We start from the raw sequence: 15,205 nt of genomic DNA on the forward strand, positions 1-15,205 counted from the left end.
TGAGAACATGGAGCCATGCCGCCCACCGCCCCCACGCCGCGCCCCGCGGCCGGCGCGGATGATTGGAAGTCCGCCGTCGCCGCCCTGACCAGGGGCCCGGCCACGGGCACCGACGGCCGAGGCACCGACTCCCCCGGCGCCGCCCCGGCCGACCAGGACGACGGGACGCACGGCCCCGCCCGCACCGGCATGGGACTGCTCTTCGAACTGCGCGAGCAGACCCCGCGCACCAACGACCGCTGGCGCGGTGCCACGGCCGTGCGCGCCTCGGCCAGCCGTGCCCGCGCCGGCGCCTACAGGCTCGGCGTGCGCCCCGTCGTGCGGAGCGACTCCGGCAAGTGGGTCAAGTCCACCCTCACCTGGAGCAACGTGGGCTACCAGCTCAACCGGCTGAATCTCAACGTGGAACAGCACCGCTGGTTCTGCCAGTTTGTTCCGCTGCACCGGGTGGACCGGCCGGTCTACAACGGCCAGGATACCGAGTGGCTCTACCTGGACGAATTCGAGAGCCCGCTGCTCTGGCACCTGCTCGCCGAGGCCGGCCGCTTGGGCATCGGCCTGGCCGGCAGCCACAAAGACGCCCGGGTCACGGTGGGACACACGGCAACGGTGGCACTCGATGCGGTGCTCACCTCCACCGACCTCACCCTGCGGCCGCGGCTCACCATCGACGGCCACGAGCATCCGGTCTACGACGCCGGAACCCTGGGCTCACACGGCGTCTACGCCTTCAGCCTCGGTGCCGAACCGGAGATCGTGCTGGCGCCCACGGCCGAGCCGCTCAGCCCCGAGCAGCGCCGCCTGCTCGGTGCGCCCGAGCGGGCAGACCTGGTCGTGCCGGCCGGCGAGGTCGACGAGTTCCTCACCGAGTACTACCAGACCCTCCGCCGCGGGGTGCCGGTGACCAGCGCGGATGCCTCGATCGAATTCCCTCCCCCACCCCCGCCGGTGCTCGTGCACACCGTGAGCTTCGAACCGAAACAGGCCGTTCGGCTCGACTGGGAATGGCAGGGCGAGCGCGACGAGCAGGCGGAGGACAGCCTGCTCGACCGGGTGAACACCGCGGTGCCCGGTCTCGGCGCCCCCGCGGACCCCGACGCCGCTGCCGTGACCCTCAGGGGCATTCCCGCAGCGGAATATACGGACAAGACCCTGCCCAGGCTGGACGAGATCGAGGGCCTCCGGGTGGAGCTTGTGGGCGAGCGGCCCGACTATCGCGAGCTCACCGGCACGCCGCACCTCACTGTGACCACCCTGGAGACCGAGAAACGTGACTGGTTCGACCTCGGAGTGCTCGTGCACATCGACGGCCACAGCGTGCCGTTCAACCCGATCTTCACCGCCCTGGCCAAGAATCGCAAGAAGCTGCTGCTCGGCGACAACAGCTACCTCTCGCTCACCCAGCCGGTCTTCGACAGGCTGCGAGAGCTCATCGAGGAGGCCAGGGCCCTGCAGGAGTGGGAGACCGGCCTGCGCATCAACCGGCACCAGGCCAGTCTGTGGAGCGACTTTGAAGACCTCGCCGACGAGACCGACCAGGCCGTGTCCTGGCGCGCCGCGGTGGGCGGCCTGCTCGCCCTTGACCGGGGCGAGGGCGCCGCTCTGCCCCAGGCCACCACGCTGCCGGCCGGTCTGACCGCCACCCTGCGCCCGTACCAGGTGGCCGGATTCGAGTGGCTGGTGTTCCTTTGGGAGCACGGGCTGGGCGGCATCCTCGCCGACGACATGGGCCTGGGCAAGACCTTGCAGGTGCTGGCGCTGCTCAGCCACGCCGTGCAGAACCCCGGAGTCGGCCCCGACGGTTCGACCGTCCCCCGCAAGCCGTTCCTCGTCGTGGCCCCCACCTCCGTCGTCTCCAACTGGGTGGCCGAGGCCGCCCGGTTCACGCCGGGGCTGCGGGTGGCATCGGTCGCCAGCACCGAGGCCACCAGCGGCCGCAGCCTGGCCGAGCAGGCCGAGGGCGTGGACGTGCTCGTGACCTCGTATGCGCTTTTCCGCCTCGACTTCGACGCCTACCAGGCGCACGGCTGGGCCGGCCTGGTCCTCGATGAGGCCCAGTTCGTGAAGAACCGCACCTCGCAGCTGCACCGCTGTGCCCGCGACCTCGACGTGCCGTTCACGCTCGCCGTCACGGGCACACCGATGGAGAACAACCTCCTGGAACTGTGGGCGCTGTTCGCCATCACGGCCCCTGGCCTCTTCCCCTCGGCGCGGCGCTTCACCGAGGAGTATCTTCGCCCGGCCGAACGCGGGGTGCGCACCCAGCGCGAGCTCGTCGACCGGCTGCGGCGGCGCATCCGCCCGCTGATGTTGCGGCGCACCAAGGATGTCGTGGCCAGGGACCTGCCGGCCAAGCAGGAGCAGGTGCTGCACATCGAGCTCGGCCCGGAGCACCGCGAGATCTACGACACCTTCCTGCAGCGCGAGCGGCAGAAGCTGCTGGGCCTGATGGATGACCTCGAGGCCAACCGGTTCATCGTCTTCAGGTCGATCACGCTGCTTCGCATGCTGAGCCTGGATGCGTCCCTGGTGGACGACGCCTACGCCCGGGTGCCATCGAGCAAGCTCGACGCGCTGCTCGACCAGCTCGACGAGGTGGTGGCGGAGGGGCACCGCGCCCTGATCTTCAGCCAGTTCACCTCGTACCTGGCCCTCGCCGCTGCGCGGCTGGAGAAGCACGGCATCCGCTACAGCTACCTGGACGGGTCGACGTCCGACCGGCCGGGCGTGATCGACGACTTCAAGACCGGCGACGCCCCGGTGTTCCTGATCAGCCTCAAGGCCGGCGGCTTCGGGCTCAACCTCACCGAGGCGGACTATGTCTTTCTGCTCGACCCGTGGTGGAACCCGGCGAGCGAGAACCAGGCCATCGACCGCACCCACCGCATCGGCCAGACCAAGAACGTGATGGTGTACAGGCTGGTGGCCGCGGACACCATCGAGGAGAAGGTGATGGCTCTCAAAGACACCAAGGCCAAACTCACCCAGGCGGTCTTAGACGACGACGCGGTCTTCGCCGCGACCCTCACGGCCGCCGACATCCGGGGTCTTCTCGAGCCCTAACTACCCGCGAGCCGTGAGTAAAGCCCCGAAGATCGAAGATTTTCGGGGCTTTACTCACGGCTCGCGAGGTGGAGAGGTGGAGGGGTGGAGGGGTGGCTTACTTGATGAGGGCGAAGCCGCCGGTCCAGCCGATGGTCTCACCGGCTGCGAGGGTGAGCTGCAGGAAGCCGAGGGCCTCGAGCTCACGAGCGCGCTTGAGGGCGCCGGCGTCGACGGCGGCAACGCCACCGGCGGTGATCACGTTGATGAGGGCTTCCTTGGCAGATGCGTCATCGCCGGCGACCAGAACCGTGGTCGGCGCGACGCCGTTGACCGCAGCGGTGGCCAGGGTGGCGGCGAAGGTGGTGTTGAACGCCTTGAGCACGCGGGCGCCGGGAACTGTCTCGGCGATGACCTGCGCGGCGGAGCCATCCGCCGGCACGACGAGCGAGTCGAAGGTGGCGAAGTCGAGCGGGTTGGTGATGTCGACGACGATCTTGCCGTCCAGCTGGCCCGCGTACTGGGCGAGCACCCCGGCGACGGCCGGGTACGGCAGGGCGAGAACGACGATGTCGCCGGTGAGGGCGTCGCCCGCGACACCCGAGACGACGGAGGCGCCGGCGGCGGTGGCCGCGGCCTGGGTCTTCTCTGCGTCCTGGGCGAGCAGCTGAACGGGCGAGCCGCCCTTCGCCGCGATGGTCGCGATGGCGGTTCCCATGTTGCCTGCTCCAATGATGCTGACGCTCGTCATGACGTTCTCCCTCTCGCCTTTCGGCTGTGATTGGTTGTTGATACAAGTAATGTACCGCACTTTTACTTGTTGCGTCAACCAAATATGAAAGTCTCTTGATAAGCTGTTGTCATGAACACGAACGAGACGCCACCCGTGCAGGGACTCAATTCGTCGCAGTTGCACGCCTGGATGCGTTTCGTCGCCGTCGTGGAACTCGTGCCCGGGCTGCTCGACTCCCAGCTGCAGCGCGACTCCGACCTCAGCCATTTCGAGTACTACGTGCTCGCGATGCTCTCCGAGGCGCCCAACCGCACCCTGCGCATGACCGGTCTCTCGTCGATGACCAACTCCAGCCTGCCGCGCCTGTCCCACGTGGTGCGCCGCCTCGAAGACCGCGGTCTCGTGCAGCGCAGCCCCTGCCCCACCGACCGCCGGGCCACCAACGCCGCCCTTACCGAACCGGGCTGGGCCGTGGTGCAGGCGGCAGCGCCCGGACACATCCGTACCGTGCGGGAGAACGTGATCGACCCGCTCACCGATGAACAGGTGGCCCAGCTCGACGCCATCTCCCACCAGCTGCTGCTCAAGCTCGACCCCACCAACCGACTCAACAACTCGGTGCCAGAGGGCGCCTGAGCCCATGCGGATCACGCGCCTGGAACCCGGCGAGGTCTTCGTCTTCGGCTCAAACGCGGCAGGGATGCACGCGGCCGGGGCCGCCGCGCTGGCGCACGAGCGGTTCGGCGCGGTCTGGGGCCAGGGCCACGGCCTGCACGGGCACTCCTATGCGATCAACAGCATGAGCGGCCTGGACATTCTGCACGCCGAGGTGACCGGGTTTGTGGACTTCGCGGCGGAGCATCCGGAGCTGAGGTTTCTCGTCACCGAGATCGGCTGCGGCATCGCCGGCTACACGCCCACCGAGGTCGCCCCGTTCTTCGCCGGCGCCGGCTACAACGTGGTGCTGCCGGAGCGGTTTGCGGAGGAGCTCGGACGCTAGGCTGCTGGGCCCCCGACGAGCTAGCCCTCGACGAGCTCGATGAACGCGCTGAGCTGAGCGAGGGTGCCGGCGTTGTGCGGCAGTGCGTCGGTGAGCGCCGGCGAGTAGACCAGGTACGCGGCCCACTGGGCGCGGGAGATCGCCACGTTGAGCCGGTTGGCCAGCAGCAGGAACTCGAGCCCGCGCGGCACCTCCTCTGCGCTCGATGCGGCCAGGGACACGATGGCCACCGCCGCCTCCCGGCCCTGGAACTTGTCGACGGTTCCCACGCTCACGTCGTGCCACCCGGCCAGCGCCAGCCGTTCCCTGAGCACCTCGACCTGCGCGTTGTAGGGCGCCACCACGATGAGGTCGCCCTGACCGAGCGGTCTGCTCGCGCCGTTCACGGTCCAGGCGCGGCCGAGCAGGGAGCCGATCAGCCCGGCGACGGCCTCGGCCTCCTCCGGCGAGGAGGTGGAGTTGAGGCTGTGCGGCACCGGCAGCGGGTGCAGGCCGGGCTTGATGCCGTCGAGGTGCCGGTCGGCGGCCCGGGATTCGAGCTTGCCCTCGTAGGAGAGTCTGGAGACCGGTGCGCAGACCGCGGGGTGCATCCGCCAGCTCTTGGCCAGGAAGTACCCGAATTCAGGCGGAAGCACGTCGTGATCGGCGGTGAGCCAGCCGAGCGCGGACACGTCGACGGGTTCGGGGTGTGACCCCTGGCTCACCTGCGGCAGCTGCTGCGGGTCGCCGAGCAGCAGCAGCCGGCGGGCCGAGACCGCGGATGCGATGGTGCTGGCCAGCGAGAACTGGCCGGCTTCGTCGATCACGAGCAGGTCGAGCGAGCCCGGTTCGATGCGGGCGGCGTTGCTGAAGTCCCAAGCGGTGCCGCCGAGCACGAAGCCGCCGGCCTGACCGGTGAACTCGGCGAACCGGCTCGGCGAGAGGGCGGTCCAGCCGGTCTCGCGGTTCTCCTCCCCCGCCTTGGCCTTCTTGCCCACGTGCTCAGAGCCGAGTCCGGCCTTGAGCACTGCGCTGAGCATGTTCTCCACCGTCGCGTGCGACTGGGCGACCACGCCGACCTTCCAGCCGTGATCACGCACGAGCTCGGCGATCACCCGGGAGCCGGTGTAGGTCTTGCCGGTGCCGGGCGGGCCCTGCACCGCCAGGTAGGAGCGGTCGATGCCGAGCAGGGTGTCGCGGATGGCACGGGTGACGTCTCCGCCGCTGGTCGAGCTCGTCGACGCCCCGCTGGTCGAGCTTGTTGACGCCTCGCTGGTCGAGCTTGTCGAGACCCATCGCGGCGGAACCCGCCGCAAGATGTCCAGCGCCGCATCCGGCAGCATCGCAGGCAACGCGTCGAGTACCCGCTGGCCCCACTCGGCGATCGCGGGCACCTGGGTGCCCGGTGGCGGCGGCGTGGCCGGAGTGAGCGCCATCGGCAGCTGGTCGTAGGCGTCGACGCCGCGGCCGAGCTTCTCGGTGACATAGAGCACCTCTTCACCGGTGGCCTCGTCGACCAGTCCGGTGATCTCGGTGCGTTCGTGCGCCACCCGCGAGCCGGGCTCACCGGTGGGTGCGAGCGGCGGGTAGGGGGCGTCGTAGAGCAGGAAGGGCCTTTGGCCGAGCTTGAGCGAGCTGCCCGGCGCGGCCTCACCCTCGATGCGCAGCACCCTGGACAGGTTGCGGTCGCGGCCGACCAGGCTCCAGTCCCGCTCAACGGTGGCCCGCTCCACGATGAGCACGTCCCGGGTGGCCGACCACTCGTCGGCGGGGTTCCGCAGCCTGTCGAAGTGCTCCTGCCAGAACTTCTTGCCCTCCCGGCGGTGGTAGTCGATGGCGGCGGAGGCCAGGGCGATCGCCGTCTGGTCTGGTGTGCGGTCGCCCGGCGGCGCATCCGCCACCTCGGCCGCCAGAGCTAGATAGACCGGACTGGGCTCCCGCACCGGGATGTCGAGTTCGAGATCGCGGGCGGCGGCGCGCGGCACGCCCGCCTCGTCGGCGCGGGCGAGCAGCCAGTCGCGCAGGCGCAGGGTGGAGAGGCAGTCGTATTCGTTGTAGTCGGCGATGGCGTCGAGCTTGGCCTGGGCGGCATCCGTCTGGCCGGCCCGGAACAGGTCGCGGGAGTCGGCGTATTCGGTGATGGAGTCGGCGGCGTTGTCGACGCCCTCGCGGTGGTCGGCGCCCATGTAGAGCGGTTCGAGTTTCTTGATCGAGTAGCTGCGGGAGCCCACCCGCAGGCTCTTCTTGACCACCGGGTAGAGGTCGACGAGCACGTTGGCGCGCAGCAGGTCGTCGACGGCGTCTTCACCCACGCCGTGCCGGGCGGCCAGGCTCAGCAGGTGGGTGCGTTCGTAGGCGGCGTAGTGATAGATGTGCAGGTTCGGGTGGCGGGCGCGTCGCTCGGCGACGTAGCCGAGGAAGTCGATCAGGGCCTGGCGTTCCTCGGCGTAGTCGTGCGCCCAGAACGGACGGAAGGTGCCGTCGGTCTCGATCAGGCCGAAGAGGTAATCCAGCCCCCACTCGGGGTTCTCGGTGCCGGCGGCGGTCTCGCTGTAGAGCGGGTCGCCCTCGAAGTCGAAGAAGATGTCGCCGGCGTCGGGTGCGGGCAGGGCGCCGAGTGCCACCGGGTTGTAGACCTCGAACGCGGGGGCGTCGGCGTGCCCGGGCTGGCCGGTGGCGAGCTGACGGGACTGCAGTTGCAGCCGGGCCTGGGCGCGGAGGGCCTCCACTGTGGTGTCGACCAGGCCGGCGACCGGCCCGGTGCTCGCGGCCAACTTCTCGATGGTGGTGAGCCCGGCCGCAAGCAGATGCCGGCGCTGGGTGAGCCGCATGCCGGCGACGAGCAGCACGTCCCGGTGCGCCTCCACCTCCACGGCGCAGGCCGCGCAGTGGCCGCAGGCCGTGTACCGCGGGTCGCCCCACGGGGTGGGCTCCGGATCGGCGAGGCGTTCGTCGAGCAGGCGTTCAAGCCGGGCGCGGCGTTTGCGGTACACGGGCAGGATGTCACGGAGCCGGTGGGTGCTCGTGCGTCCGTCGCCGAGCAGGAGGTGCACGTTCTCGCCGATTCTGATGCCGAGCCTCTGCAGTTGGTCGCTGTACGCGGCCACCTGGAGCAGGGCGGTGATCTTGGCCGAGCGGGCCAGCTTGGTGTCGTAGACCTCGTAGGCGCCGTCATCCGTTCGCATGATGAAGTCGGCGAAACCGACAAAGCGCCCGTCGAAGAAGGTGGCCTGGAAGAGCACGTCTGCGCCGGCCCGGAACGCGTCGGCGGTGGCCGCGGCGGCCTGCGGCAGCTCGCGCATGGACGGGCGGTCGAATTCGACGACCTCGCGGGTGCGGCGCAGCGTCTCGAGATAGCGCAGTTCGTGCGCGTCGCCGAGGGCGCCGGCCCGGCGCAGCATGGCGTCGCCGTCGTCGGGCACGGTCTCGATGCGGCCGAGCTTGCCGTCGAGCTTGCGCATCAGCGCCCACTCGCAGCCCGCGGCGGCGCCGAGGTCGGTCGCACTGAAGATCACTGTGGTATCGAGCAAGAACACTAAGGCGCCTCCACCTGCTGGGTGTGGTCAGGTTACCGGAGACCACCGACACGGCGGTCTACGCTGGTCAGGTGACCACTGCTCTCCTCCACGAACCGGATGCCTCCCGCTACGCCCTCTATATCGACGGCGAGCTCGCGGCCCTGGCCGACTACCTCGTCCAGGGCGACACCGTGTCGTTCCACCACACTTTCACCGACCCGCACCGCCGCGGGCAGGGCCTGGCCGGCCAGGTCGTGGCGTTCGCGGTGGACGACGTGGAGGCCACGAGCAACCGCGCGATAGCGCCGGACTGCTGGTACGTGGGCAAGTGGTTCGCCAAGCATCCTGAGCGCTCGCACCTGTTGCGGGTGCGTGGCTGAGCCGGCCGCCTACCGCCCCGCCACCCGCGCACGGGCGAGCCTGATGAGGGTGGCCTCGTCGACGATCGGGATGCCGTAGTCGCGGGCCTTGCGGGCCTTGCCCGAGAGGGAGCCGGTATCGGCGGCTACGAGCAGTTTCACCTTCTTGGTCACGGCGCTCCACGGCACCAGGCCCAGCTCCCGCAGCTCCCGTTCCCAGTCGCTGCGCACCCTCAGCATGTCGCCGGTGAGCACGACCAGGTCGCCGGGCTGCAACGAGAAGTCGGTGCCGGGCGCCGGCGCGGCGACGTGTGACGTGGGCTGTTGCCGGGTCTCGTTCAGGGCCGCCGCGACGGTCGCTGCCGGCTGGCCGAGCAGCATGCCCACGTTCACCAGGTCGGCGAGTTCGGCGGTGGTGAGCATTCCGTCGGTCCAGGCCAGCGCGGTGAACGCCGCGAAGTACTGCCGGTTGAGCCTCTCGGCGGTGGCACGATCCAGGCCGAGCTCTTGAGCCAGCCGGGCCAGGGAGTCCGCCTCGTGGCTGGAGAGTGTGCGGTCGATCAGACAGCGATCGAGCAGGGCCAGGTAGTCGACGTATTCGGCGGGTCCGGCCACGTTGGGCAACCGGGTGGCCAGGTGCTCGAGGAACGCCTCTGTGCTCATCGGGTGCGAGGACACCGTTCGGGCGTACCACCGAACGGCCGGAGTCGAGGCGACCGGCCACGGCACGTCCGCGGCGGCGGCGAGGTGGGCGGCCCAGAATTCCGGCGCATCCGCGGCCTCGATATAGGCCGCCAACAGCCGGGCCGTGGCGCGGGCGTCACCGGCTGCGCGATGGCCGCCGTCCAGCTCGATGTCCAGCGCCGCGCAGCAATCGGTGAGCGAGCGGCCCGAGCCGGGCAGAAAGTCGCGAGCGAGCTGCATCGTGCACAGTGTGACGATGTCGGCGGGCGCATCCAGCCCGGCCCGGCGCAGCTCCGCCACGAGGAAGCGAACGTCGAAGCTGGCGTTGTGCGCCACGACGACCCGACCGCGCAGGAGGTCGAGCAGCCGCGGGGCGATCTCGGCGAAGGTGGGCGCGTCGAGCACGTCGCTGGTGCGTATGCGGTGGCTGTCTGCCCGCCCGACGTCGCGCCCGGGGTTCACCAGGCTCTCCCACTGCCCCTCGAACTGACCGTGCGAGCTGAGCTGCACCACAGCGAGTTCGATCACCCTGTCGTGGCCGCCGGGGAAGAGTCCGGTGGTTTCGAAGTCGACCACAGCGAAGCCGGTCATGCGGGCTCCTTCGCGTTTCGTATGCATGACTCTAGACCCTGCGACGGGTGTCGGCCGGATGTGGACCGCGGTTAGATCGAGAACTCGCCGCCGGGGACGACGGCGCCGGCCGCATCCTGAGTCTGGTCGGACGCAGGCACGACCGCATCGCTGTACGACGACGTGACCAGGATAGGCATGTGGTCACTCGTGCCGCGGGGCAGCGTCTCGACATTGTCGATGGTGAGCCCCACCGAGGTGGCCAGGTCGAAGTGGCCGCGGAAGAACTTGTACCTGGTGTAGGTGCGGCTGTCGCTCAGGGTGAGGTCGTAACCGGACTCCCGCACCTCGTTGCTGAGGTGCTTCTTGAAGATCGGGTAGTTGTAGTCGCCCACCATCAGGGTCGGCAGGTTCGGGCCGAGCACGTTGAGCTCTTCGTGCGCCGAGCGGATCTGATTGCGACGCAGCGAGTTGCGGGCGGTGAGCGGCGCGGCGTGGAACGAGGCGACGACGAGCTCCCGCTGGGCGGCCATGTCGTACAGCAGCGTGCCGATCAACCGTTCGTGCGCGGGGGTGAGCAGCATGTCGTGCATCGACTTCTTGAGCGCGAAGGTCTGCGTCTTCCTCGCGGTGAAGCGGTCCTTGCGGTAGTACACCGCCAACCCCAGGCGGTTGCGGGTGGTGGAGTCGGCGAGGTGCAGCAGTCCCACCTCTGCGGGCAGGTCGAGGGTGTCACACTCCTGCAGGCACAGCAGGTCGGGGTCGTACTTTTCTGCCAGTGCAATAAGTTCCCCGCTGGCACGGTTCTTACGGAGGTTGTAGCTGATGACCTTCACGTCAGACCTATCTCTGAATCGGTGGCTAGACATCCAGCCTACGTTCGCTCTGCGCCGAATGCCGCATCGGGTGCGCCGCCGGGGTGCCTGAGCGGGCGGGTCGGGGTGGCGCTGGTACCGTGTAATCAGCTCGGCGGCCGCGCCGACCTGCCACCGATTGGATGCCTGCCCCGTGAAATCCTGGACGTTCACCACCTACACGGTCGCCGCCTTCGCCTGCAGCGGCCTGGCCGTGGCCCTCCTGATCGTCAATGCCGCCACGAACAGCGTGATGCTGTCGGTTCTGCTGCCGGTGGCGATCGTCGCCCTCGTGGCCGGCGGCATCCTGTCGGTGCGAGCCAGACTGCTGCGTTACCGCGACCGGGACCTCACCAAGCGCTGAGCTCCCCGGCGCCGGCCATATCGAGGCGCCGGCAACCCTGCTACGTTCCCCAGCAGCGGGCGCCCGCCTGCCGGCAGACCGCCGGGTGCGCCAGGGCCCCGTTCACCCGGGGAGCCCACGCCATGACCGACACGTCGCCGCCGCACGGCCGCCCGCGGCCGCCCGTGGTCCGGTCGGCGGCGGGCGGGGCGGGCGGCGGGGCCGGTTCACGTCCACCCGCACCACCACCCTCAGGGTCGCCGCCCACGCCGCCGCCGGATGCCCGCTCCGCGCCGCCCACTCCCCCTCCGCCGCCTCCGCCACCTCCGGGCGGTCCGGCAGGTCCGCCCGCTCCGGCCGCGGAGCCGCGCGCCGCCGGACAGGGCCCGGCACCCCTGTGGCGCACCCTGCTCTACGTACTCCTTCCCACGGTGGGGCTTCTCCTGCTGGTCCTGGCGTTCTTCTTCGCCCTGTCCGGTCGCAGCGGCCCCGTGGATCTCCGCGCCACCGGGTCTCCGGGCACCAACCTCAGCGTGCAGATTCCCAATGCTGCCGTCACCCTCGAGCCGAGCACAGACGACAGTGTGCACGTGCGCATGACGGGGTCGTTCTTCGGCACCGAACCGACCCTCACGGTACGCACGGAGGGCGGTGTCACCGAGGTGCGCGGCGGCTGCGAGGCCCAGCTGTTCTCCCGCTGCGCCATCAGCGTCGCCGTGCAACTGCCTCGCGTGCTGCCGGTCACGGTCGTCGGTGAGAACGGCCGCATCGCGGCATCCGGGCTCACCGGCCGGGTCACCCTCACCACGACCAACGGCGCGATCGAGACCGAGGGCACAGTGGGCCGGGTGGATCTGCAGACCACCAACGGCGACATCCGCGTTCGTGACGCCACCTCCAAGTCCGTGGCCGCCGCCACCACCAACGGCTCTGTCGAGCTGACCTTCGCCGACGCCCCCGACTCCGTGGACGCCGGCAGCACCAACGGCTCGATCACCGTGCGGGTGCCCGTGGCCGGAGTGAGCTACCTGGTCTCCGCCCGCACCACGAACGGCACCGTCAACTCGGATGCCGTGCCCTCCGACAGCACCTCCCGGCGGTCGATCACCGCGCAGACCACCAACGGCGGCATCACCGTCGAGGCGATCGGCTAGTGTCGGCGCGGGGCGGCATCTGGCAGGATGGCGGCATGAGTGAGCAGCAGACGGGTTCCGTCGTGGCCGTGAGCCGCGACGAGAAGCACCGGTTCAGCAAACCCGTTGTGCCCAGCATCCGCCTGCTGGCCGGCTACGGCATCGAGGGCGACTCGCACGCCGGTGCCACCACCCAGCACCGCTACCTGATCCGCACCGACCCCGGCCGGGCCAACCTCACCCAGGTGCATCTGGTGCGTTCGGAGCTCTTCGACGAGCTCGCCGACGCCGGATTCACCGTGGCGGCCGGGCAGCTCGGCGAGAATGTCACCACCGCCGGGCTCGACCTGCTCGCCCTCCCGGTCGGCACCCGCCTGCACCTCGGCGCCGACGCCGTCGTGGAGGTCACCGGCATGCGCGACCCGTGCTCGATGATCGACAAGTTCCAGCCCGGCCTCAAGGGCGAGCTCAAGAGCACGGATGCGTCGGGCGACATCCTGCGCCGGGCCGGCATCATGGGCATCGTCGTGGTGGACGGCACCGTGGCCCCGGGAGACGAGCTGCGCGTGGAACTGCCCGCCGGCGAACACCGTCCGCTCGGCGTGGTGTAGCCCAGTCAGCGCGCCATCCGGCGACTCTCACGATCCACCCCTGCACCGACTTACGGCAAAGCACCCCTTCGGTGGCCCGGAGAGGGCGCTTTGCGGCAAGTCGAAACGGGCGCATGCGCCGACTTCCGGCAAAGTGCCCCTTCGAGGGCCCGCAAGGGGCGTTTTGGCGCAACTCGGGAGGGGCTGGGCGGCGGGCGGGACGGCTCAGGCGCGGCTGGAGCGCCAGCGGCGATGCGCGAGGGGGCGGCCGGGCGAGGCGGGAGGCAGGTCGATGCCGGAGAACGGTTCACCGGCGCGGAGCAGGGTGCCCGCCGTGTCGAAGGCACGGATCAGCTCGTCGACGGTGAGACGGAGGGCCTCGGCGTGGAACAGCCCCGTCAGCAGGCTCACGCTGACGCGGGTGCCGCCGGCGGCAGGTTCGGTCCAGACGGCGATCTTCGCGTAGCCGTACGGGCGGCCCGCGAGCCGCAGGATCAGGGGCAGGCCGGCGATCTCGGACAGGAACTCCGTCAGCAGCGTTCCGTACTGGTATAGCACCACACCGTCGACACGCTCGCCGACCGGCGTATAGCGGCGCCCGGCCATGGCTGTGTGAGCGAAAGCGTGCGCGGTGGCCTCGTCGACCGACACCTCGAGCCACCGGGCAGGCAGGTGCTTCGTGGCATTCGCGGAGCGCGCGGCGGCACGGGTCGCAGCACGCTCCGCTGCACGCGTCGGAGCACTCGAGGTCGCAGCGCCTGAGGTGGCAGCGCCAGACGACTCAGCAGGCGACCCACCCCGGGACCCGGCGCTCACCGGCCGCGACCCCGGCGCATCCGCTGGTCTAGATCTCTTCGGTCGGGTGGAACCACGGCGGGTACACGGCGACCTTGGGCTTGTGGCTCAGGGTGGCGAGGATCGGCTTGACCGCGTCCCGCACCCTGTCGTTGGCGACGCCGATGAGGGTGATCAGGCCGAACGGGACCTCGCCGGGCACGAGCAGCTCGGCCTTGAGGATCGTGTCGGAGTCGAGGTCGGCGCGGAGGGTGCGTAGCAGGCGGTCGGCCGAGTCGGTCGTGGAGCCGAAGCGGGTGCTGGCGAAGGCTGCGTCGCCGTCGGTGACAGCGAACGGGGTCTCGGCGTCGTCGGCGGCGTCGAGCACCTTCTTGACCGTCGAGACCAGGATCACGAAGTCGAACGCCGCGGCGTCGTGGGCGTCGTCGGACAGGCGCGGGTCGAGGGACTGGGCGCGGATGTTCTCCCAGACCAGTGCGTTCGGCGAGAGGAAGAACGGCACGTGGTCGGCGACAGCGAGGCTGTCGGGGCCGGAGACGCGCGCGTCGCGGCGGGCATCACGGTTCGCGGGCGAGGAGATGTCGACGACCGGACGGGTTTCCCAGTCTTCGCTGCTGTCGGCCAGCAGCCGGCCGGTGGCGAGAATGCCGGGCAGGTTGCGGATGTGGGTGAGGTGGTAGATGCGCTGTTCGCCGACATTGTCGTCGTGGCGCTTGGTCTTGGCGGTGCCGGTGGTGATCGGCGCGGCGATGGTGCGCAGGGCGGTGGGAGCCTCAGGGGTGCGCGCGCGGCTGGCGCGCGGGGCTCGCACGGCGGGTACGGTCGATGCGACGGGGGCGGCGGGTGGGAAACACAGGGCGCAGAGCTCCCCGTCCAGTCCGTGGATGCATTCCTCGTTCACAACTCAACCCTTCGTGTGCGCAGGCTCGCTGCGCGCCGGATTCGACGGGAGTGTGCCTACCTATCTAAGTTACGGTCATTTCGCGGGCCCCGGTGACAGAACCGGGACAATCCGGGGCTGAACAGGTGACAATCCGGACCCAATCGGGCATCCGGGGCGCTCCCCTGGCGTGTCCCGCGTCGCGCCGGCACCGAGTGAAGGCCTTGGTCGATGTGGCCGAACGGCGTATTTTGCCTGCATGGGAGCGAACGTCAGATTGTTCTGGGTCCTCGCCGGGTTCTTCCTGGTGGCCGATGTTGCCTACACGGTCTGGAATCTGATCGTCTATGCCCAGCACGTGAACAATCCCGGCGCATCGACCCAGACCCTCCCGCCCGTGGACTGGGTGGGCACGGTCGTTCTCGGGCTCACCTTCGTGCTGGCGGCGTTCATAGCCTTCTACCTCGGCCGAGTGCACAAAGCCCAGGGCGGTGAGCTGCCCCAGGACAACGTGAACGGCAATATCGACGACGACGACCCGGAGCTCGGCTTCTACAGCCCGTTCAGCTGGTGGCCGATCCTCGTCGCCGCCTCCCTCGCCCTCGTCTTCCTCGGGCTCGCGGTGGGTGTCTGGATCTCCATCATCGGCGTGGGCGTGGGCCTGATCGCCCTGGTCGGCTGGACCTACGAGTACTACCGGGGCTTCTTCGCCCGCTGAGCGTCAC

At 69.8% G+C, this 15,205-nt stretch carries 14 protein-coding genes; 8 read left to right on the forward strand and 6 right to left on the reverse strand.

What is annotated here, in order from left to right:
• Window positions 1–15 precede the first annotated feature (15 nt).
• Complete coding sequence (locus tag BJQ94_RS13130; RefSeq protein ID WP_265398596.1) at window positions 16–3,063, forward strand: DEAD/DEAH box helicase; 3,048 nt, start codon at window positions 16–18, stop codon at window positions 3,061–3,063.
• 97 nt (window positions 3,064–3,160) lie between these two features.
• Here BJQ94_RS13130 and BJQ94_RS13135 read toward each other — a convergent pair whose 3' ends face one another.
• On the reverse strand, window positions 3,161–3,793 hold the full coding sequence (locus BJQ94_RS13135) for an NAD(P)-binding domain-containing protein (RefSeq protein ID WP_265398595.1): 633 nt from the start codon (window positions 3,791–3,793) through the stop codon (window positions 3,161–3,163).
• A gap of 111 nt (window positions 3,794–3,904) precedes the next feature.
• On the opposite strand from BJQ94_RS13135, the gene BJQ94_RS13140 reads away from it, so the two are divergent.
• Window positions 3,905–4,411 carry a MarR family transcriptional regulator gene (locus BJQ94_RS13140; RefSeq protein WP_265398594.1) on the forward strand — a complete coding sequence of 169 codons (507 nt, stop codon included), beginning with the start codon at window positions 3,905–3,907 and terminating at the stop codon, window positions 4,409–4,411.
• 4 nt (window positions 4,412–4,415) lie between these two features.
• Window positions 4,416–4,775, forward strand: a complete 360-nt coding sequence (locus BJQ94_RS13145; RefSeq protein WP_265398593.1) for a hypothetical protein — start codon at window positions 4,416–4,418, stop codon at window positions 4,773–4,775.
• Between the two features lie 20 nt (window positions 4,776–4,795).
• On the opposite strand, the gene BJQ94_RS13150 is transcribed toward BJQ94_RS13145, so the two are convergent.
• Entirely contained in the window at window positions 4,796–8,290 is a 3,495-nt protein-coding gene (locus BJQ94_RS13150; protein WP_265398592.1) for a bifunctional RecB family nuclease/DEAD/DEAH box helicase, read from the reverse strand.
• Window positions 8,291–8,361: 71 nt separating this feature from the next.
• On the opposite strand from BJQ94_RS13150, the gene BJQ94_RS13155 reads away from it, so the two are divergent.
• Window positions 8,362–8,652, forward strand: a complete 291-nt coding sequence (locus BJQ94_RS13155) for a GNAT family N-acetyltransferase (RefSeq protein ID WP_265398591.1) — start codon at window positions 8,362–8,364, stop codon at window positions 8,650–8,652.
• A 9-nt stretch (window positions 8,653–8,661) separates the two neighbouring features.
• Here the strand turns inward: BJQ94_RS13155 and BJQ94_RS13160 are convergent, their stop codons facing one another.
• Both BJQ94_RS13160 and BJQ94_RS13165 read right to left on the reverse strand, forming a co-directional pair.
• Window positions 8,662–9,906, reverse strand: a complete 1,245-nt coding sequence (locus BJQ94_RS13160; RefSeq protein WP_265398590.1) for an exonuclease domain-containing protein — start codon at window positions 9,904–9,906, stop codon at window positions 8,662–8,664.
• Window positions 9,907–9,977: 71 nt separating this feature from the next.
• Window positions 9,978–10,721: an endonuclease/exonuclease/phosphatase family protein gene (locus tag BJQ94_RS13165; protein ID WP_265398589.1), complete on the reverse strand. Its 744-nt coding sequence runs from the start codon at window positions 10,719–10,721 to the stop codon at window positions 9,978–9,980.
• 172 nt (window positions 10,722–10,893) lie between these two features.
• On the opposite strand from BJQ94_RS13165, the gene BJQ94_RS13170 reads away from it, so the two are divergent.
• The 3 genes from BJQ94_RS13170 to BJQ94_RS13180 all read left to right on the forward strand — a co-directional run bounded on the left by BJQ94_RS13170 (window position 10,894) and on the right by BJQ94_RS13180 (window position 12,826).
• A complete protein-coding gene (locus tag BJQ94_RS13170; protein WP_265398588.1) occupies window positions 10,894–11,103 on the forward strand; it encodes a hypothetical protein in 210 nt (69 codons plus the stop codon).
• Window positions 11,104–11,513: 410 nt separating this feature from the next.
• Complete coding sequence (locus tag BJQ94_RS13175; RefSeq protein ID WP_275875494.1) at window positions 11,514–12,236, forward strand: DUF4097 family beta strand repeat-containing protein; 723 nt, start codon at window positions 11,514–11,516, stop codon at window positions 12,234–12,236.
• A 35-nt stretch (window positions 12,237–12,271) separates the two neighbouring features.
• Window positions 12,272–12,826 carry an MOSC domain-containing protein gene (locus tag BJQ94_RS13180; RefSeq protein WP_265398872.1) on the forward strand — a complete coding sequence of 185 codons (555 nt, stop codon included), beginning with the start codon at window positions 12,272–12,274 and terminating at the stop codon, window positions 12,824–12,826.
• Window positions 12,827–13,030: 204 nt separating this feature from the next.
• Here the strand turns inward: BJQ94_RS13180 and BJQ94_RS13185 are convergent, their stop codons facing one another.
• Window positions 13,031–13,456: a hypothetical protein gene (locus BJQ94_RS13185; protein WP_265398871.1), complete on the reverse strand. Its 426-nt coding sequence runs from the start codon at window positions 13,454–13,456 to the stop codon at window positions 13,031–13,033.
• Between the two features lie 193 nt (window positions 13,457–13,649).
• A complete protein-coding gene (locus BJQ94_RS13190; protein ID WP_265398870.1) occupies window positions 13,650–14,501 on the reverse strand; it encodes a DUF4433 domain-containing protein in 852 nt (283 codons plus the stop codon).
• Between the two features lie 238 nt (window positions 14,502–14,739).
• On the opposite strand from BJQ94_RS13190, the gene BJQ94_RS13195 reads away from it, so the two are divergent.
• Window positions 14,740–15,198 (forward strand): cytochrome c oxidase subunit 4, encoded by a 459-nt coding sequence (locus BJQ94_RS13195; RefSeq protein WP_265398869.1) that lies wholly within the window; start codon window positions 14,740–14,742, stop codon window positions 15,196–15,198.
• Window positions 15,199–15,205: the final 7 nt, after the last annotated feature.

The sequence above is a fragment of the Cryobacterium sp. SO2 genome (assembly GCF_026151165.2).
In the GTDB taxonomy this organism is placed as follows: domain Bacteria; phylum Actinomycetota; class Actinomycetes; order Actinomycetales; family Microbacteriaceae; genus Cryobacterium.

What these genes read in the sequence shown, in the direction of transcription:
- BJQ94_RS13195 (WP_265398869.1), top strand. Translation starts at nt 14,740, where the DNA reads ATGGGAGCGAACGTCAGATTGTTCTGGGTCCTCGCCGGGTTCTTCCTG.
- BJQ94_RS13180 (WP_265398872.1), top strand. Translation starts at nt 12,272, where the DNA reads ATGAGTGAGCAGCAGACGGGTTCCGTCGTGGCCGTGAGCCGCGACGAG.
- BJQ94_RS13140 (WP_265398594.1), top strand. Translation starts at nt 3,905, where the DNA reads ATGAACACGAACGAGACGCCACCCGTGCAGGGACTCAATTCGTCGCAG.
- BJQ94_RS13145 (WP_265398593.1), top strand. Translation starts at nt 4,416, where the DNA reads ATGCGGATCACGCGCCTGGAACCCGGCGAGGTCTTCGTCTTCGGCTCA.
- BJQ94_RS13130 (WP_265398596.1), top strand. Translation starts at nt 16, where the DNA reads ATGCCGCCCACCGCCCCCACGCCGCGCCCCGCGGCCGGCGCGGATGAT.
- BJQ94_RS13160 (WP_265398590.1), bottom strand. Translation starts at nt 9,906, where the DNA reads ATGACCGGCTTCGCTGTGGTCGACTTCGAAACCACCGGACTCTTCCCC.
- BJQ94_RS13135 (WP_265398595.1), bottom strand. Translation starts at nt 3,793, where the DNA reads ATGACGAGCGTCAGCATCATTGGAGCAGGCAACATGGGAACCGCCATC.